This is a genomic window from Variovorax sp. 10L426 (genome assembly GCF_056395305.1).
Genome location: NZ_JBFTJF010000001.1, coordinates 487,617 through 505,923, shown reverse-complemented (window position 1 = coordinate 505,923; position 18,307 = coordinate 487,617). Strand labels below are relative to the sequence as shown.

Below are 18,307 nucleotides of genomic sequence, written 5' to 3'. Positions count from 1 at the left end.
GCGAAGGAAACAGCCCATGCCGCTCCGCAGCCTCCGCGTCGACGACGTACTGTTCCAGTACCTGATGGATCAATCGATCCGCGAGCATCCGGCTCAGGTGGCGCTGCGCGCTGCCACTGCGTCCCATCCCTACGCCGGCATGCAGATCGGGCCCGACCAAGGCCAGTTCATGGCGCTGCTCGTCAAGCTGATGGGTGCGCGCCGCACGATCGAAGTCGGCGTGTTCACCGGCTACAGCGCGCTGACCGTTGCGCTCGCCCTGCCCGATGACGGGCGACTGCTCGCTTGCGACATCAGCGACGAATACACGCGCGTCGGACGCCTGTATTGGGAGCAAGCGGGCGTCGCGCACAAGATCGATCTGCGCCTGGCCCCGGCGCGCGAGACACTCGATGCGGAACTGGCCGCCGGCGCCGCCGGCCAGTACGATTTCGCCTTCATCGATGCCGACAAGACCGGCTACGACGCCTACTACGAACGTTGCCTGCAACTGCTGCGCCCCGGTGGGCTGATTGCGGTCGACAACACGCTCTGGAGCGGCAGTGTGGCGCGGCTTGCGACAGATGCCGACACGGCGGCGTTGCAGCAGTTCAATACCAAGGTGCATCGTGATCAGCGCGTCGACATGGCGCTGCTGTCGATCGGCGACGGGTTGACGCTCGCGCGAAAACGCTGAGGGCGCGTCGCCAGATCAGTCAACGCATGCCCCTTCAGGCCGCTCGGGTCTGGGCGCAGTCACTGCAGAAACTAGGGAAAACCCTTATATTGGCGTTCCACCAAGGTACTGCCATGACATTCCTGCATCGCGCGCTCACCGCGCTTCAACGCCGCTTTCAGACCCAACGAGAAACCGAAGAGACCTATCTCGCCGGATCCGTCGACATCTACGACCTCGAACGTCGGATGAGGCAACTCGAGAAGCGGGATAGCCAGCAACCATTTCACCTCCGCCACTCGATCTGAGGGGGCTCAGGCGCCGTTCTCCTCAGGCGGAGCGCCGGGCTGCTGATCGGTGACGTGCAGGTGCCGCACGACCAATTCATCGATCTCCATCCGTCCGATACGCGCTCGGCCGATCAATATTTGCCCGACAGCGAGGGCGCCGATCGCCAATGCGCCGACGGCAAACGCGCCTAGCGCCAGTGCGCCGACAAGCCGAAGTTCCTTCACCCCGGAGACGACTCGCCCATCGACGAGCTTGTGCCTGTGCAACCTCATTGATTGAACCTCAACCTGCCACGTGCGGCAGGTACCGCACCGACAAGACGCCGTCGATGGAACCGATATCGGCCAGCACCGAATCGCTCACCGGGCTGTCCACGTCAACCAGCGTATAGGCCATGTCGCCACGTGACTTGTTCACCATGTTGTGGATATTGAGGCCAGCGCGCGCCATTGCAGTCGAGATCTGACCAAGCATGTTGGGGACGTTGGCGTTCGCGATCGCCACACGATCGGCCGATTCACGCGCCATGCTCACGCTCGGGAAGTTCACCGCATTCGCGATGTTGCCGTTCTCGAGGAAGTCGCAAAGCTGGTCGGCAACCATGACGGCGCAGTTCTCCTCGGCTTCGCGCGTGCAGGCGCCCAGGTGCGGCAGGCACACGACGCGCTCATGGTGCTGCAGCAGCGCACTGGGAAAGTCGCACACATAGGTCGCGAGGTGCCCGGCCTTGAGCGATGCCAGCACCGCTTCGTTGTTGACCACGCCGTCGCGCGAGAAATTCAGCAGCACCGTCCCCGGCCGCATCAAGCCGAGGTTGTCGGCGTTCACGAGATTGCGGGTGGCTTCCATGAGCGGCACGTGCAAGGTCACGAAGTGCGCATTGCGCAGCACCTCGGACACGCTGCCGGCCCGCTTGACCTGCGACGGCAGGCTCCAGGCCGCATCGACCGTGATTTCCGGGTCGTAGCCGAGCACGTGCATCCCCAGCCTGATCGCCGCATCGGCGACCAGGCAGCCCACCTTGCCCAGGCCGACGATGCCGAGCGTGTGGCCGGCCAATTCGTAGCCGGCGAAGGCGCTCTTTCCGTGTTCGACGGCGCGATCGAGATCGGCGCCATTCGTGTCGAGCTGATCGACGAAGCGCAAGGCATCCGACAGGTGGCGTGCAGCCATCAGCATGCCGGCCAGCACCAGTTCCTTCACGGCGTTGGCGTTGGCGCCCGGCGCGTTGAACACCGGCACGCCGCGCGCACTCATTTCCTTGACGGGGATGTTGTTCGTGCCGGCTCCTGCCCGTGCGATGGCGCGCACGCTGGAGGGGATGTCCATCGCGTGCATGTCTGCAGAGCGCACCAGTATCGCGTCGGGCGCCGCCAAATCCTTGCCCGTCACGTAGCGCGCGTCGGGCAGGCGTGCGAGACCTTTCGCCGAGATCTGGTTGAGCACCAGGACCTTCAGGCGCTCAGCCATGGCTGGCCTCGAACTCCTTCATGTAGGCCACCAGGGCCGATACGCCGGCGATCGGCATCGCGTTGTAGATGGACGCCCGCATGCCGCCCACCGAGCGATGCCCCTTGAGCTGCACCATGCCGCGCGCCTCCGCCCCTTTCAGGAAGGCTTCGTCGAGCGATTCGTCGCGCAGCTTGAAGGGCACGTTCATCAGCGACCGGTCTTCGCGCGCCACGGGGTTGTAGAAGAACGAGGTCGTTTCGAGGTAGTCGTACAGCACCGCAGCCTTCTTGCGGTTGTGCGTCTCCATCGCAGTCAACCCGCCTTGCGCCTTGATCCAGTTGAACATCAGGCCTGCGATGTAGATCGCGTAGGTGGGCGGCGTGTTGAACATCGAGTCGTTGTCGGCCTGGATTTTGTAGTTGAAGGCCGAGGGTGTGATCGGCAGGGCCTGGCCGATCAGGTCGTCGCGCACGATCACGATGGTCACGCCGGCTGGGCCGACATTCTTCTGCGCGCCCGCGTAGATCAGCCCGTAGCGGCTGACGTCGACCGGGCGCGACATGAAGTTGCTCGACATGTCCGCCACGAGCGGCACCTCGCCCGTGTCCGGCGTCCAGTGGTATTCGACCCCGCCGATGGTCTCGTTCGAGCAGACATGCACGTAGGCCGCGTCGCGATCGAGCTTCCAGGTCTCCTGCCGGGGCACGCTCGTGTAGCCGCCCTCCTCGCTGCTCGCAGCGACATTGACCTTGCAGTACTTCTTCGCCTCCTTGATCGACTTCTTCGACCACTCGCCGGTATCGATGTAGTCCGCGCCGCCGCGGCCGTGCAGCATGTTCATGGGCACGATGGCGTTCTCGCCGATCGCGCCGCCCTGCATGAACAGCACCTTGTAGTTCGCAGGCACTTCCAGCAATTCCCGCAGCAGCTTCTCAGCCTCCGCATGGATGGCGATGAATTCCTTGCCGCGATGGCTCATCTCCATCACCGACATCCCGCTGCCGTGCCAGTCGAGCATCTCGTTCGCCGCTTGGCGCAACACGGATTCGGGCAGCGTCGCGGGGCCGGCGCTGAAGTTGAAGACACGTGTCATCGGGGGATCTCCAGGAAGGGTGCGGCTTGCGTGAACTCGCCCGGTGGCGAATTCGTGCAGGACGGTAGCGCATTGACGCGCCTTCCACAATAGTCGACAAGCCTCACCCGACCTGGCCTTCCTGTGTCCCCTGCGCGGAAGATCAGTTCAGCTGGGCCTTGTCCAGCCCGAAAGCCTTGTCGGCCGAGCCGGGAACACTCTTGAATCCGATGCTCAAGCGATTCCATCCGTTGATCGCCATGACCGCAAAGCTGAGATCGGTGAGCTCCTTCTCGGACAGCTGCGTGCGCACGCGGTCATAGATGTCGTCCGGCACGCCGTGCTCGGGCAGCCGCGTCAGGATCTCTGCCCACGCCAGGGCGGCACGCTCCCGCGGGGAGAAGAGCGACGACTCCCGCCAGATCGGCAGGTGATGAATGCGCAACTCGCGTTCGCCGTGAATCCGGGCCTCCTTGACGTGCATGTCCAGGCAGAAGCCGCAGCCGTTGATCTGCGAGGCGCGGATCTGGACGAGGTCGCGGACCGTCTGTTCGATGGCGCTGTCCTTCAAGAGGTTGTTGAACTCCTGGTATTTCTTGAGCAGTTCGGGGGAATGCTGCAAGGGGTTGATGCGTTGACTCATGTTGACTCCGATAGGTGAGGCATCGCGCATGCACGCCATCGATGTTTGCGAGCCTCGGTGATGAAAATTGGCGTCCACCCCCACAAGACGTTGGAGCGGATCGGTTTGTGACATCAGTGCCCGAAAGCCGCGGCCAGCCGGGCCAGTTTGTCGGGATTGCGCTGCACGTGGATGCGCACGATGCGCTCCCCGTCCGTCTCATAGGACTGCGCCGATTCCAGCACGCCGTCGACGAAGCGCAACAGGCCCAACTGGCCATTGACGTTCGCCAGTTCGACGCGCAGGCCATCGCCGTGCCGTCGCTTGGCGGCGAAGTAAAGCTGGGCGATCCGCTGGCTCCCGACGATCGGCTTGCCGAAGCTCGGCACCTTGCCGCCGCCGTCGCCGATGAGTTCGGCGTCTTCAGACAACATCGATTTCAGCGCCGCGAGGTTGCCGCCCGTCGCTGCCGCCGCGAAGTCGCGCAGCAGGCGCTCATGGGTATCGGGCGAGACCTCATAGCGCGGGCGCTCGTCGCGGATCTGCGTCTTCGCGCGATGCACCAGCTGGCGACAGGCGGCTTCGCTCTTGCCGATCACGCGGGAGAGCTCCGAGTAGTCCGCGTCGAAGACCTCGCGAAGCAGGAAGGCGGCGCGCGCCTCCGGCGACAGCCGTTCGAGCAGCATGAGAAACGCGACCGACACCTCGTCTGCGCGTTCGAGCAACTCGTCGGGCGTTGCGGGTGAGTCGGTCAGCACCGGCTCGGGCAGCCAGATTCCGACGTAGTGCTCGCGCCGCGCCTTCGCGGTGCGAAGCCTGTCGATCGAGAGCCGCGTGGTGATCGTGACCAGCCAGGCCTCGGCGCTGTCGAGCTCCGCGTGGTCGGCCTCGTGCCAGCGTAGCCAGGCGTCCTGCACCACCTCTTCCGCCTCGGCCACGGAGCCCAGCATGCGATAGGCGATGCCCTGCAGGCGGGCGCGAAGCTGGTCGAAAGTGTGGGTTGGGTCGTCCATATCGGTTCAAGACGTTGGCTGCGGTGGATTTGTGACAACGTTGGATAGTACGTATCCCTTCGTCGGGAATCCCCCTATTGGGGAGTTCACGACACGCAATCCATCATGGTTCATGCCGCTTCGAAGGCGGGATCAAAAGGAGTTCGACATGAGACCAGCATGTATCGCGCGTTCCTTTCTCCGGGCCGTCCTCGCGGCCACCTCGATCGCGTGCGTACCCATGGTGTCCAGCGCCGCCGGCGGGACCATCCGTTTCGCGGGACGCATCGTCGAGCCGCCCTTCGACATACAGGTCTCATCCAAACCGCAATCCGCCTCTTCCGCCGCATCGCCGAACGGCGTCGTCATCGACTTCCAGAAGAGCCAGCAGAGCGCGAACGTGTTCGTCGATGGACGCGGCAAGACGCCGCTCGTCGTTCAGTGCACGGACGGGAAGCCCATCACCGCCAGTGGCTGTCATTTCGGCGCGGCAGGCGGAAGGGTGTCGATCACAAGGGGCCCCGGCGCCGTGGCCAGCGAGCCGTCCGACGTGCTCCTCATCGTCGCGTACAACTGACCCGGTTGGCGCGCCTCGGGCCGGGCGTGCCCGCGATCCGCTTCGCCGCTAGACTCCACGCCGTGTGCGCCCCCACGCATCAACCCCTTGACGGCAGGAGGCAAACGCCCCCATGGCAGAGTCCCGGTCCCGGCCTTTGACGGTGCACGCGTCGCGCGCGGGCACGCGGGCGCGCGAGCCTTTCGAGCGGCTGGTCCGAAGCGGGCTGCGCCTGAACGAGCTGCGCGCGGAGACCGAGCTGCATTCGTTCCTGGTCGACGAGGCGGCCGATCTCACCGGCGCCCAGCGCGTGCTGCTGGCGCTCGATGTCGATGGGGAATTCCACATCGCCGGCTCGATGCTTCCGAAAGGCGAAGACGCCGCCAGCCTGCTCTCCGCGATCCGGCCCTGGCTCTCGGAAGCCCGCCGTACCCGCGCCGCGAGCCTGCGGCACGGCCCGGAGGGCGCCGAACCGAAGGCCCAGCGCTCGTGTCTGATCGCACCGCTGATCTCGCAGCAAACGCCCATCGGCTACCTGTATGCCGACATCGAAGGCGCTGCCGGCCGTTTCAATGACTGCGATCGCGATCTGATCGCCCTGTTGGCGCAGCAGGCCGCCGCGGCGCTCGACGGCACCTGCGTCCGCGAGGGCCTGGAACGCCGTTTGGCCGAGCTGACGGCCGAGTTGGCGCAACGTGCCGGCGAGCTGACTTTCGTCAACAGCATCCAGCAAGGCATGGTGGCCCGGATGGAATTCCTGGCTGTCATTCGCATGGTGGGCGACAAGCTGCGCGAGATGTTCGACTCCGGCGACGTCACCATCCTGTGGTGGGACGACCGGACGAACTTCGTCCAGGCGCTTTACCGCTACGAGCACAACCGGCCATTGCCCTTGCCGCCGGCCCGGCCGCTGCAGCCGGACGAGCCGGTGGCGCGAATACTCCACACACGCATGGTCGGCGTCACGAACACGCGCGAGGAGCAGACAAAGGCCGGACTCCGTCCGTTGCCGGGCACCGACTGGGCGCATTCGATCGTCGCGGTCCCGATCATCGGCAGCGATCGTGCACTCGGTGTCATAGGTCTGCAGAACCACGAACGCGAATACGCCTTCGGGCGCAGCGAAATCCAGTTGCTCGAAACAGTGGCCGCGAGCATGGGCATCGCGCTGGAAAACGCGCGCCTGTTCGATGAGACTCAGGAGACGCTCGACCGACAGACCGCGACGGCCGAGGTGCTCCAGGTCATCAGCAGCTCCATGGCGGACGCGCAGCCCGTGTTCGACAAGATCCTGGAGAGCTGCCAGCGCCTGTTTTCCGGCCATCAGGTGGGCATCTCGCTGGTCGGCGATGACGGCCTGGTGCACCTGGGCGCGCACCGGGGCTCTGCCCGCGAAGTGCTGGAGCGCTACTACCCGCGGCCCGTCATCAAATCCATGAGCATGTTGGGGCCCGAGGTCTTTCACCTTGCGGATGTGCTCGCCGCGCCGAACGCGCCGCAGTTCATGCGGGAGGTGGCCGAGCAAATGGGCAGCTACGCGGTCATCGTCGCTCCCCTCATGTGGGAGGGTCGGAACATCGGGTCGATCCATGTCACCCGTCAGCCGCCCAGACCGTTCGCCGAGAAGGAAATCAAGCTGCTGAAGACCTTCGCGGACCAGGCCGTGATCGCGATCCAGAACGCGGCGCTGTTCAAGCAGACCCAGGAAGCGCGTGCGGCGGCCGAGGCCGCGAACGAAGCCAAGAGCGCGTTCCTCGCGACGATGAGCCACGAGATCCGCACCCCGATGAATGCGGTGATCGGCATGAGCGGCCTGCTGCTCGAAACGAAGCTCGACGCCGACCAGCAGGACTACGTCGCGACCATCCGCGATTCGGGCGATGCGCTGCTGACCATCATCAACGAGATCCTCGACTACTCGAAGATCGAGGCCGGGCGCATGGACATCGAATCACATCCGTTCGACTTGCGCGACTGCGTGGAGTCCGCCCTCGACCTGGTGAGCGCGCGTGCAACGGAGAAGGACCTCGACACGGCCTACGTCTTCGAGGGTGACGTGCCTGCCGCCGTGAGCGGTGATCTCGCGCGGCTGCGACAGATCCTGCTGAACCTGTTGAGCAATGCGGTGAAATTCACTGATGCCGGCGAAGTAGTGCTGACGGTCAATACACGGCCGGCTCCAACGGGCAAGGTGACACTGACCTTTGCCGTGCGCGACACGGGCATTGGCCTCTCGGCGGAAGGCATGGGCCGTCTGTTCAAGTCTTTCTCGCAGGCCGACTCCAGCACGACGCGCAAATATGGCGGCACCGGCCTCGGGCTTGCGATCAGCAAACGCTTGGCCGAACTCATGGGCGGCCGCATGTGGGTCGAGAGCGACGGCCCGGGCACTGGCTCGACTTTCTTCTTCACGATCGAAGCGCCGACGGCACAACTGCCGCCGAGCCGTCGCCGCGACTTCGGTGGCGTTCACGCCGAGCTTCAGGGCAAGCGCATGCTTGTCGTCGACGACAACGCGACGAACCGGCGCGTGCTTTCGCTGCAGGCCGGCCATTGGGGCATGGAGACGCGCGCCACGCCGTCGCCGCTCGAAGCCCTGCGCTGGCTCGAAGAGGGCGAGCGCTTCGATCTCGCGATCCTCGACATGCACATGCCCGAGATGGACGGCGTCGAGTTGGCCCGGCGAATCCGGGCACGCCGTGTCTCGCTGCCACTGGTGCTCTTCAGTTCGGTGGGCCGGCGCGAGGTGGGCGAAGCCGATTCGCTGTTCAACGCCTATCTGGCGAAGCCGATCCGCCAGTCCCACCTGTTCGATACGCTGCTCAGCCTGGTTGCGCCCGCCGCGAGGCCGCGCGCCGTTGGCGACACCAAGGCCCGAGTCGATCCGTCGATGGCCCAACGGCATCCGCTGCGCATCCTGCTTGCCGAAGACAACGCGGTGAACCAGAAACTCGCGACGCGCCTGCTTCAGCAGATGGGCTATCGGGCCGACCTTGCTTCCAACGGCATCGAGGCGGTGGAGTCGGTGCAACGCCAGGCCTACGATGTGGTGCTGATGGACGTGCAGATGCCCGAACTCGACGGCCTGGATGCGACGCGACAGATCTGCTCGCTGCTCGCGGCGCCGAAGCGACCGCGCATCGTGGCGATGACCGCCAACGCGATGCAGGGAGATCGCGAGATGTGCATGGAGGCGGGCATGGACGACTACCTGACCAAGCCGATCCGTGTCGATCGCCTGGTCGAGGCATTGAACAGCGTACCGACGCGGAGGGAACGATGACATGAGCGACGCGACCATCGATCTTGCGACCTTCAACGAACTGAAGGAAACCGCAGGGGACGACTTCATCCAGGAACTGGTCCAGACCTTTCTCGAAGAAGCGCCCACCATGCTCGACGAACTCCGCGAGTCGCTCGCTACCGGAGACGCTGATACCTTCCGCCGCGCGGCTCATTCGCTCAAGTCCAACAGCATGACCTTCGGCGCGCACACGCTCGGCGAGATGGCGCGCGAGCTGGAACTGGGCGGGCTGCCAGCCGCACCGCAGCTGAATGCGCTCGACGCGCTGGCGCAGGAATACGCGCGAGTCGCCGCAACCCTCACGGAGCTGACCCATGGTTGACCTGCGTCACGCACCTGCCCGCCTTCTCGTGGCAGACGACAACAAGGTTAATCGCCTGCTGCTGACTCGCAGCCTCGAGCTGCACGGCCACGGTGTCTACTGCGCGGAGAACGGACGCATCGCCTTGGAACTGCTGCGGCGCGAGCCCTTCGACCTCCTGCTGCTCGATATCGAGATGCCTGAGATGGACGGCTTTCAGGTGCTGGAGGAACTGACCGCCGACCCGAAGCTGCGTGACGTTCCGGTGATCGTGACCTCGTCACTCGAAGGCCTGGCCAACATCGTGCGCTGCATCGAACTGGGCGCCGAGGACTACCTGCACAAGCCGATCAATCCGGTGTTGCTGAAAGCGCGCATCGGCGCCAGCCTTGAAAAGAAGCGCCTGCGCGACCAGCAGAAGGAAATGGTGCGCCGTTTCGCGACGTCCGAAGTCGCGCAGGACCTGCAGCAATCGGGCTTTGCGCTCGGCGGGCGGCGCGTGCAGGGCACGGTGATGTTCTGCGATATCCGCGGCTTCACGGCGCTGGTGGAATCGCAACCGCCCGAGGAGACGATCGAGCTTCTCAACACCTACTACACGCTGATGTTCGACGCCATCAACGGCCATGGCGGCGTGGTGAACCAGATGATCGGCGACGGCTTGATGGCGATCTTTGGCGCCCCGTTGCCGCTGCCCGGCCACAGCGAGGCCGCCGTGCGGGCAGCGCTGGACATGATCGAGATGATCGAGTTGCTGAACGTCGATCGCATCGCGACGCCGAAGCCCGCGATCCGCATCGGTGTGGGCATCGCCACCGGCGAGATGGTCGCCGGCTACACCGGCACGCAGCAGCGCGCGACCTACACCTGCATCGGCGACACGGTCAACCTTGCCGCGCGGCTGGAAGAACACACCAAGCTCGCGAAGCGGTCGATCCTGATCGATCCCGCGACCTGTGCGGCGCTCGACGGGCGCATTCCGGCCGAGCACCTCGGGCCGGCGATGTTCCGTGGAAAGGCGGCGCCGGTCGAGGTGTATGCGGTCGGGGCGGGACAGCCGAACGTGTGATCACCTCGCAGGGTGCGGCAAGTTCGTACAACTGTTCTTGAACAGAGATTAGGCGCATAGTCTCCATCCCCGACGAGGGACGGAGACTGAAATGAAGAACGCGACGTGGCAAGTCGCGCCCCGCCTTCTGGCATGGGTGCTCAGTTTTCTCGCAATCCTGTGCGTGAGTTCATGCGGAGGAGGCGGTGGCGGCTTCAGTTTCCCGATTGGTGGTGCCGGTTCGGTCACGGTGCCGCCCGCGGGTCTGCACTACGTGCGCGATACGGTCGTCTACCAGATGGGCCAGCCGATCGAACCCAATGTCCCGAGCAGCAGTGGCGGAAGGATCCTGCGCTACACGGTGTTTCCGGCGCTGCCGGACGGCCTCCAGATCGATCCGACGAGTGGCGTCGTCAGCGGCACACCGCGCGTGCTGGCCGCTCCGGCGACCTACACCGTCAGGGGCGCCAACTTCGAGGGCTCGGTCACGACGCGCCTGCAGATCTCGGTCGTTGCCAAGGCAGAGCCGCCCTCGAACTTGAACTACGGAAATCAGGATGCCGAGTACACGGTCGGTCAGCCCATTCCGCCGAACCATCCGTCACTGTCGGGCGGCGACGTCAGCGGCTTTGCCGTGCAGCCCGCGTTGCCCGACGGATTGGTGATGGACCCCGTCACGGGTGTCATCTCCGGCACGCCCAGCCGCGTCGCCGCAAGAACCAGTTTCACAGTGACTGCGAGCAACAGTGCCGGTTCGACCACGACCACGCTGCAGATTCAGGTTGTCGACCTGCGCTTGCCGCCCACCTTGCTGGGCTATCAGTATTCGATGGCCTTGTACTGGGTGGGCACTCCCATCTCGCCCAACTACCCATACAGCACCGGCGGTGCGATCAGCGTGTTTGCGGCAAACACCCCGCTGCCTGCGGGGCTGAGCATCGACGCCGTGTCCGGTGTCATCTCCGGTACGCCACTCAACGATCAGGCTGCAGCCGACTACCTTGTGACGGGCAGCAATGAGGTGGGCTCGGTCACGACCATCGTGAACATCAGGGTCGTAGCTGCGGGCTCTGTGACATCGATCGCCCCGATGAGCCACGCTCGCACCAGCCATACCGCGACCCTGCTGCCCAATGGCAGAGTGATGGTCGCCGGGGGCTACGACGACGCCGGCACTCTGGCCACGGCAGAGTCCTTCGATCCTGGTGCCGGCGTTTGGGTGGGAGTCGGCTCCATGCGCGATTCGCGCTTCTTTCACACGGCCACCCTGCTGCCGGATGGCCGAGTGCTGGTGGCGGGCGGGGAGTACAGCGGCGGCGATTGGGCGACCGCCGAACTCTTCGATCCCGCGACCGGCGTGTGGACGCCGACCGATTCGATGAGCGTTGCTCGCAGCGGCCATACCGCGACCCTTCTTCCGAATGGCAAGGTCCTGGTGGCGGGCGGGTTCGATGGCGCGTCCTATCTCACCACGGCAGAGCTTTACGACCCCGCCACAGGCCACTGGACGGCTACCGGCCCCATGAGCGCAGCGCGAAGCGTCTTCACCGCGACGCTGTTGCCAAATGGCACGGTGCTGGTTGCGGGAGGATTCGCCGGCACCGGTGCTATTGCCAGCGCGGAACGCTACGACCCCGTCGCCGGCCAGTGGTTGGCGACCGACGCCATGGCGACCGCTCGCCTGACCCACACCGCGACCCTGCTGCCAAGTGGCAAGGTGCTGGTCGCAGGCGGATTCGGCGGTGGTACCTCACTTGCCTCGGCGGAACTCTACGACCCAGGCACCGGCCACTGGACGCCGACCGCCTCCATGAGCACTCCACGCACCGGCGATACCGCGACGCTTATGTTCGATGGCAGGGTCCAGGTCGCGGGCGGCTACGACAACGACGTCACTCTGGGGACGGCCGAGCGCTACGACCCTGCGGCCGGGCAGTGGACGATGACCGGATCTTTGCACTCGCCGCGTTACTTCCACACTGCGACCCTGCTGTCGAATGGCAATGTGCTGATCGCAGGAGGGTACGACCTCGGCTCTCTCGCTTCGGCGGAATTGAGCGCTCCGTAGGACCGAGACAAAGGACGCGCATTTCTTGATAGCACCCGCGGGCGCCGCAGGCGGAGGTCGAGAGCATCGTGCTGATGGACGCGTTCTTGCCCGGCGTCGGGGACTGGCAGAAAGTCTGGCTGTTGCGCGACAAGTGGCATTTCAACTTCTACGGAGAGACACCGGAAAAACTCGTGAAAGGCCGCGAGCGCATCTATCTGGAGCACTTCTGGAACGGCTTCGCGGCCGACTCCAGGGCATTCGATTCCCGAAGCCGACCGCCGCTACCGATGCCCATGCCGATGCTCGTGCTCGGCGGCGAGAAGGCATCCCGCGAGTTCCTTGTCACGCAGGGGCGGCTGGTCGCCAGTCATGTGGAAGGTGTGGTGGTCCCGGGCGCGGGCCACTGGCTGATGGAAGAGGCGCTGCAAGCGACGAGGGATGCGCTGACCCGCTTCTTGAACAGCCCAACGCCTTGAACTGAAGGCACCCGCAGCCACCGTGTCAGCGGCGGTGCTTGCGGCGATAGACACGCGGCGTTTCACCGACCAGATGCCGAAGGTCCGCGCGAAATGACTCTGGCAGTAGAAGGCGACATCGAGCGCGATGTCGGCGAGCGGGCGGTCGGTGTTCTCGAGCAGGCGCGTCGCGAGATCGATACGCCTCCGCAGCACGTAGCGATAAGGCGGCGTCCCGACACTCTGCTTGAAGGCACGTGCGAAATGCGGCGGCGAAAGGCCCGCGAGCCCGGCCATCGTCGCGAGGTCGATCTTTTCGGCGAGACGCGCTTCCCCGTGTTCACGGACCCGTCGCAGTGCGCGTGGCGCAAGGCCGCCACGCGGAGGGTCGAGATGAATCACGGGATCTCCATGCGTCACGCGATTCAGTGTTTCCATGGGACCTCCGATGCTGGGCGACGGCGTCGCGTCGGGCCGAGCGTATCGACGCATACATGCCTGTTGGAGAGTTTGGCACGCAGAGGACAGACACGTCGGTGTGCTGGCAGTTTCAGCACAAACCGGCGCGCGCTTTGGGCGAAGAATGACTCTCGCCGCGACGGTGCGGCCCAACCTGCAAGGAGTTCCTACCATGTGCGATCCGGCCGACGACCTCAACAAGATGCCTCTTCGAGCGGCGCAACTCAGCATCGCTGTTGCCTTGACCATCAGTGGCCTGATGGCCGCAACGCTGCCCATTCCGGCTGCTGCCGCGCCGGAGACGATAGTTCCGAACCAGTCACCAAAGGACCTTGTGGACGCATTGCACACGGCCTTCGGCGAGCACCATGCCCGCGCGGTCCACGCCAAAGGCATCATCCTTCAAGGCAGCTTCGCGCCGGCCCAGGGCGCCAAGGCGCTTTCCAAGGCACCGATCTTCGCGGGTGGCGTATACCTGGTGACGGTGCGCTTCTCGGACTTCACCGGTATTCCGGACGTCCCTGACAACATCCCCGAAGCGAACCCGCGTGGCTTCGCCGTCAAGATCAAGGCCAAGGACGGTGAAGCCTTCGACGTGGTCACGCACAGTTTCAACGGATTTCCGACGTCGAACAGCGACGAGTTCGCGGCCTTGCTGCGCAGTGTCGGAGCCAGCGGGCCGGATGCCCAACACCCGACACCGGTGGAGCGCTTCTTGGCCACGCATCCGGTCGCCAAGACTTTCCTCACGACGCAAAAGCCGCCGCCTGTTTCCTATGCAACGGCCGCCTACTTCGGTGTGAACTCGGTCAAGTACACCAACGTTGACGGCAAGTCGACCCACGTACGCTATCGCTTCGTTCCGCGTGCGGGCGAGCACTATCTGTCACCTGACGAGGCCAAGGCGAAAGGGCCGGATTACCTGCGCGAAGAACTCGCCCAGCGCGTCGCGAAAGGTCCTGTCGTCTTCGACTGGTATGCCCAGGTCGCCGACAGCGGCGACAAGATCGATGACCCATCGATCGCCTGGCCGGACAACCGGAAGCTCGCCAAGCTGGGAACCATCACCATCAAGTCGCTGGCCGCCGACCCGGCAACGGACAAGCAGACGCTCTTTCTCCCGGGGCAGCCGCACGCAGGAATCGAAGCCGCCGATCCCATGCTGACGCTGAGGACCTCGGCGTATCCCATCTCGTTCGGCGCGCGGCAGTGAGTCCTGGTCGCCCGCTGGAGGTGGTGCGCTGGTCCACCCAGGCGGTGCCGGCGGCGCAACGATTCGAGTATTTCTCCGAGGCACTGTCGTCCGCGTTGATACCGATGCATGCGGCGTGCGACACGCCGCTCTTGCTTCAAACGGACATCGAATCGGTCACGCTGGAGGGACTCACCGTCATCCGGCAGGTCGGAACGGCGCACCGCTCGTTCCGCCGCGCCACGGACTTGCGCCGCGATCTGGTGCACACCTACCACCTGATCGTGAATCTGGCGACGGAATGGACCATCGAACATCGCACGCGGCTGCAACTGCGGCCCGGCGACGCCGTGCTGACCGACTCCCGCTTCGGGCACGAGATCGACATTCACCACGATTTCGACGTGATCCACCTCAAGCTCGAAGAGGATTGGGTGCATCGATGGCTGCCGGACCCGCGCATGCTCGTGGGCCGCGTCATCCCCAGGGACGCCGGGTGGGGCCACGCGCTGGCCAGTTTCGCCTCGGCGCTGTCACCGCAATGGGTGTCGACGGCGCCCATCGCACCACGGCTCGTTGCCGATCAATTGGGCGCACTGCTGTCGCTGATCGGCGCGCAGGTTGGCGACTCTGCCTGCAAACCATCCGCTGCCGAAAGCGCGCTCCGGGAAAAGATCAAAGCTTGCATCGCACTGCGTTGCACCGATCCTCTGCTCGATGTCGACGCGGTGGCCGCCGCGCTGCGGCAACCTGCAATGACCGTTGAGCGCACGCTGCTCGCATTCGGCGAGAGCTTCCAAGCCGTATTGGTTTCGGCGCGCGTGGACTCGGCCGTACGTATGCTCGAATCGCGCACATTCCGGTCCATCGGCGTTGAGGAGATCGCTGCGCGCGCAGGCTTTTCGGGGACTGCCGCGATGTCCCGGGCCGTTCGGCGCCTGCATGGGCGCACCCCGGCCGAAATCAGGCGCGACGATTTCTGATCTGACCTGGATTCACGCCGAAGCGGCGTCGCATCGTCTGCGAAAAATGCGAAGGATTGCGAAAGCCCGCGCGGCGACCGATCTGTTCGAGGGTGAGGCGGTCCATTGCCGGCGACTGGAGCATGCGCATGGCCGTCTCGCAACGCGCCACGATGAGGACTGTGCCGAAGGCCTCTCCATGCGCTGCCAGCGCACGATGCAGAGTGCGCTGCGAGACATTGAGCGAGCTCGCAACCTGGGTCGCATCGAGTTCCATCTCCGTGCATCGCTGCGCAATGCAATCGTGGATGCGCTCGCGCAGTCCCGCAGTTGACGGCGATGCCGGCACCTGGGCGGCGGTGAGCTCGTGGGCCGTCAGCGCCAGAAGCGATCCGATCTGATCGGCAAGCACCTTGGCGGGCAACGGCGACGACACTGCAAGCTCGGGCGAAAGCTCCCTGGCAAAGGCGACCATCGCCCGACCCCAAGGCGATTCGCGCGGCAAGGCACGACCCAGCAGGGCATCGGGATTGGGCACCCACGTGCGCAGCCAGTCAGGGCTCAGCTTGACGTGGAGGTGCGCATGGTCGTCGCCCAGCCCGAAGCGATGGCCGTAGCGCGAATCGACAAGCACCGCGTCGCCCGCCAACAGCCGGATGTTGCTGCGGTGCTCGAGATCGCAGCGCGCGCTCCGGTTCACGATCAGGTGATAGCTGTGCTCGCTGCTTCGCGCGATTTCCGAATGCCCGCGGACCGCCTTGTGCCCACTCCCGCCTGTCTGCAGGATGGTGATCGAGCCGAGCTCGGCCATCCTGACGTGAGCGTGGAACGGCCCGCTTGCCGCCCCGTGCACCGACATGGGCGTCAGCGAGGACGAGACCGCATCGGCAAAGTAATCTAGCCGCGCGGCGGCGGCGACCTGGTTGGTCGACCAGATGCGTATCGCGGGAAGGGAGGCGTTCATGCGCCGCCGATGATGTCGGCGGCGTTAGGCGAAGTCAATCTTGGATCGCGAGTACGCATTCCAAAATACATCCGAAGATGCTAGTGTCCGCTGCTGTCTCGCAGCACTTGAATGGGAATCGAGATGACAGAAGCGCCCCGCATCCGTCCGGCCAAGTTCGTCCACGTGGTCTATCGCACCTATCGTTTCGACGAGATGATCCGGTGGTATCAGACCGTGCTGGACGCCAAGATCCGGCACCATAACCCGGGGCTTGCCTTCGTCAGCTATGACGACGAGCACCATCGCGTCGCTTTCCTGAACCTCTCGGTATTCGCGCCGGATGGACCGAGGCGCAGGCAGGACCTGGTCGGCGTCGATCATGTGGCCTACACCTATGCGTCATTGCGCGACCTTGCAGAGAACTACGCCCAACTGAAGGAGCTCGGCATCCTGCCGTACTGGTGCCTGCATCACGGCATCACCGTGTCGCTGTACTACGGGGACCCCGACGGAAACCGGATGGAGTTTCAGGTCGACGCCTATTCGACCAACGAGGAGGCCAGCGCCTTCATGGAAGGCCCGGGGTTCGCGCAGAATCCGATCGGCGTGGAATTCGATCCCGACGAGCTGGTCGCGCGACTGCGCGCCGGGGAGCCGGAGTCGACCTTCCTGCATCGCACCGTGCATCTGCCGGTGGCCCCGCTGCGCCATCCGGCCGTTGCCGACTGACCGTCTTCTCAAGTTTCGTCCAACGAAGCGGATGCTTCTCCCCTTTGCGGCCTACGGACCCACTTTCGTCGTCGTGAGTTCGGCGCTCCTTTACTTGTCGCGCGGAGCCATCAGGCGTCCGCGGTCTCACGGCTTCTATCGGTTCTTTGCGTGGGAGTGCATCCTCGGGCTGATCTGGATCAACCTGCCTGTGTGGGGTGACGATCCGCTCACGCCGCGGCAACTGGTGGCGCTGGTGCTCTTCATCACCTCGATCTGGCTTCCGCTGCACGCGTTTGTTCTGTTGAGGCGTTTCGGTCATCCGAGTGAAGAAGCACGCAAGGATGACGCCCTGATCGGATTCGAGAAGACGACCAGTCTGGTGACTGTCGGCGCGTTCCGCTTCATTCGCCACCCGATGTACACCGCGCTGATCTGCCTGACGTGGGGCATCTTCCTCCAGCGGTTCACATGGCTGGGGCTCGTGCTGGCGATGGCGGCGACGGCCCTGCTCTTCATTACGGCGTTTCGCGAAGAGCAGGAGTGTCTCTCGCATTTCGGCGAGGCGTATCAGGACTACATGCGGCGTACGCGTCGATTTGTGCCGTTCGTGTTGTAGCGCGCAACAGTGATCGCGATCGTTAGTGCTGTGCGTCTGCCGACGGAATCGGCAAATCGTCATACCGCTTGAACTCCTGAAGCGAAAAGCTCGTTTGCACTTGCCTCACGCCCGGTAGGCGGTGCAGCTTGTTCTGCAGCAGCTCCGAATAAACATCGAGATCCTTGGCGATCACCATCAGCAGGAAGTCTGCTGTCCCGGTGATGCCATGGAACATCACCACCTCCGGGATGGCGTGCACGGCGTCCACGAACTCGGTGGAGCGGGCCTCGTTCTGGAAATCGATGCTGATGCTGACGAAGGCCACCACGCCGTAGCCCAGACCACGCCGATCGAGGCGCGCGTGATAGCCGTCGATCAGGCCCGACTCTTCCAGGCGGCGGATGCGGCGCCAGCACGGCGATTGCGACAGGCCCGTCATCTGTGCAAGTTCGCCAGTGGTGAGGCGGGCGTTGTGCTGGAGCGCCGTCAGCAACTGGCGGTCGATGTCATCCAGTTCGGAATGCATAAATCAACCTAAAAATTGCTCTATGAAGGTCAAATTATGCAGACGGAAAAACGTTCTTGGCAAAGCTGACCGACTCGAAAAAAATCCACGAATTGCCTTCCTCCACTTCCATCCC

Annotated in this window: 19 protein-coding genes and 1 pseudogene; 12 read left to right on the top strand and 8 right to left on the bottom strand. The window is 64.5% G+C overall.

Annotation, left to right across the window (positions count from 1 at the left end; genetic code table 11):
* Positions 1-16: 16 nt before the first annotated feature.
* Positions 17-676 carry a class I SAM-dependent methyltransferase gene (locus tag AC1DHL_RS02555; protein WP_478160351.1) on the top strand — a complete coding sequence of 220 codons (660 nt, stop codon included), beginning with the start codon at positions 17-19 and terminating at the stop codon, positions 674-676.
* Between the two features lie 113 nt (positions 677-789).
* The gene (locus tag AC1DHL_RS02550) at positions 790-963 is read left to right on the top strand and encodes a DUF3563 family protein (RefSeq protein ID WP_478102107.1); all 174 of its coding nucleotides are present in this window, start codon (positions 790-792) and stop codon (positions 961-963) included.
* A gap of 6 nt (positions 964-969) precedes the next feature.
* Here AC1DHL_RS02550 and AC1DHL_RS02545 read toward each other — a convergent pair whose 3' ends face one another.
* The 5 genes from AC1DHL_RS02545 to AC1DHL_RS02525 form a co-directional block, all read right to left on the bottom strand.
* Positions 970-1,218, bottom strand: coding sequence for a hypothetical protein (locus AC1DHL_RS02545; RefSeq protein ID WP_478160349.1), 249 nt, complete (start codon positions 1,216-1,218; stop codon positions 970-972).
* Positions 1,219-1,228: 10 nt separating this feature from the next.
* Positions 1,229-2,416, bottom strand: a complete 1,188-nt coding sequence (locus AC1DHL_RS02540) for a phosphoglycerate dehydrogenase (RefSeq protein ID WP_478102111.1) — start codon at positions 2,414-2,416, stop codon at positions 1,229-1,231.
* Positions 2,409-3,491 carry a 3-phosphoserine/phosphohydroxythreonine transaminase gene (gene serC, locus AC1DHL_RS02535; protein WP_478160347.1) on the bottom strand — a complete coding sequence of 361 codons (1,083 nt, stop codon included), beginning with the start codon at positions 3,489-3,491 and terminating at the stop codon, positions 2,409-2,411. The genes AC1DHL_RS02540 and serC overlap by 8 nt, the downstream gene beginning before the upstream one ends.
* 142 nt (positions 3,492-3,633) lie before the next feature.
* Positions 3,634-4,113, bottom strand: coding sequence for a carboxymuconolactone decarboxylase family protein (locus tag AC1DHL_RS02530; RefSeq protein ID WP_478160346.1), 480 nt, complete (start codon positions 4,111-4,113; stop codon positions 3,634-3,636).
* A 113-nt stretch (positions 4,114-4,226) separates the two neighbouring features.
* Positions 4,227-5,105 (bottom strand): RNA polymerase sigma-70 factor, encoded by an 879-nt coding sequence (locus tag AC1DHL_RS02525; RefSeq protein WP_478160344.1) that lies wholly within the window; start codon positions 5,103-5,105, stop codon positions 4,227-4,229.
* 148 nt (positions 5,106-5,253) lie between these two features.
* On the opposite strand from AC1DHL_RS02525, the gene AC1DHL_RS02520 reads away from it, so the two are divergent.
* The 6 genes from AC1DHL_RS02520 to AC1DHL_RS02495 all read left to right on the top strand — a co-directional run bounded on the left by AC1DHL_RS02520 (position 5,254) and on the right by AC1DHL_RS02495 (position 12,819).
* Positions 5,254-5,661, top strand: a complete 408-nt coding sequence (locus AC1DHL_RS02520; protein ID WP_478160342.1) for a hypothetical protein — start codon at positions 5,254-5,256, stop codon at positions 5,659-5,661.
* A 112-nt stretch (positions 5,662-5,773) separates the two neighbouring features.
* Positions 5,774-8,923, top strand: a complete 3,150-nt coding sequence (locus tag AC1DHL_RS02515) for a GAF domain-containing hybrid sensor histidine kinase/response regulator (RefSeq protein WP_478160340.1) — start codon at positions 5,774-5,776, stop codon at positions 8,921-8,923.
* Position 8,924: 1 nt separating this feature from the next.
* Entirely contained in the window at positions 8,925-9,266 is a 342-nt protein-coding gene (locus AC1DHL_RS02510) for an Hpt domain-containing protein (RefSeq protein ID WP_478102123.1), read from the top strand.
* Positions 9,259-10,314: an adenylate/guanylate cyclase domain-containing protein gene (locus AC1DHL_RS02505; protein WP_478160338.1), complete on the top strand. Its 1,056-nt coding sequence runs from the start codon at positions 9,259-9,261 to the stop codon at positions 10,312-10,314. The genes AC1DHL_RS02510 and AC1DHL_RS02505 overlap by 8 nt, the downstream gene beginning before the upstream one ends.
* Before the next feature lie 91 nt (positions 10,315-10,405).
* Positions 10,406-12,361, top strand: coding sequence for a putative Ig domain-containing protein (locus tag AC1DHL_RS02500; RefSeq protein WP_478160336.1), 1,956 nt, complete (start codon positions 10,406-10,408; stop codon positions 12,359-12,361).
* 68 nt (positions 12,362-12,429) lie between these two features.
* Positions 12,430-12,819 (top strand): alpha/beta fold hydrolase, encoded by a 390-nt coding sequence (locus tag AC1DHL_RS02495; protein ID WP_478102381.1) that lies wholly within the window; start codon positions 12,430-12,432, stop codon positions 12,817-12,819.
* A gap of 90 nt (positions 12,820-12,909) precedes the next feature.
* Here the strand turns inward: AC1DHL_RS02495 and AC1DHL_RS02490 are convergent.
* Positions 12,910-13,095 (bottom strand): annotated as a pseudogene (locus AC1DHL_RS02490) (helix-turn-helix transcriptional regulator); the annotation flags it as partial.
* A gap of 334 nt (positions 13,096-13,429) precedes the next feature.
* Between AC1DHL_RS02490 and AC1DHL_RS02485 the strand changes: the two are divergent.
* The gene (locus AC1DHL_RS02485; RefSeq protein WP_478160334.1) at positions 13,430-14,470 is read left to right on the top strand and encodes a catalase family peroxidase; all 1,041 of its coding nucleotides are present in this window, start codon (positions 13,430-13,432) and stop codon (positions 14,468-14,470) included.
* Positions 14,467-15,432, top strand: coding sequence for an AraC family transcriptional regulator (locus AC1DHL_RS02480; protein WP_478102132.1), 966 nt, complete (start codon positions 14,467-14,469; stop codon positions 15,430-15,432). Before AC1DHL_RS02485 ends, AC1DHL_RS02480 begins: the two co-directional genes overlap by 4 nt.
* Here the strand turns inward: AC1DHL_RS02480 and AC1DHL_RS02475 are convergent.
* Positions 15,413-16,375, bottom strand: a complete 963-nt coding sequence (locus tag AC1DHL_RS02475) for a helix-turn-helix domain-containing protein (RefSeq protein WP_478102134.1) — start codon at positions 16,373-16,375, stop codon at positions 15,413-15,415. The two genes, AC1DHL_RS02480 and AC1DHL_RS02475, sit on opposite strands and share 20 nt — an antisense overlap.
* Before the next feature lie 123 nt (positions 16,376-16,498).
* Here AC1DHL_RS02475 and AC1DHL_RS02470 point away from each other — a divergent pair, with 123 nt between their 5' ends.
* The gene (locus AC1DHL_RS02470; protein ID WP_478102136.1) at positions 16,499-17,086 is read left to right on the top strand and encodes a VOC family protein; all 588 of its coding nucleotides are present in this window, start codon (positions 16,499-16,501) and stop codon (positions 17,084-17,086) included.
* Positions 17,087-17,117: 31 nt separating this feature from the next.
* Complete coding sequence (locus AC1DHL_RS02465) at positions 17,118-17,684, top strand: methyltransferase family protein (RefSeq protein ID WP_478160332.1); 567 nt, start codon at positions 17,118-17,120, stop codon at positions 17,682-17,684.
* A gap of 22 nt (positions 17,685-17,706) precedes the next feature.
* On the opposite strand, the gene AC1DHL_RS02460 is transcribed toward AC1DHL_RS02465, so the two are convergent.
* On the bottom strand, positions 17,707-18,192 hold the full coding sequence (locus AC1DHL_RS02460) for an Lrp/AsnC family transcriptional regulator (RefSeq protein WP_478160330.1): 486 nt from the start codon (positions 18,190-18,192) through the stop codon (positions 17,707-17,709).
* Positions 18,193-18,307: the final 115 nt, after the last annotated feature.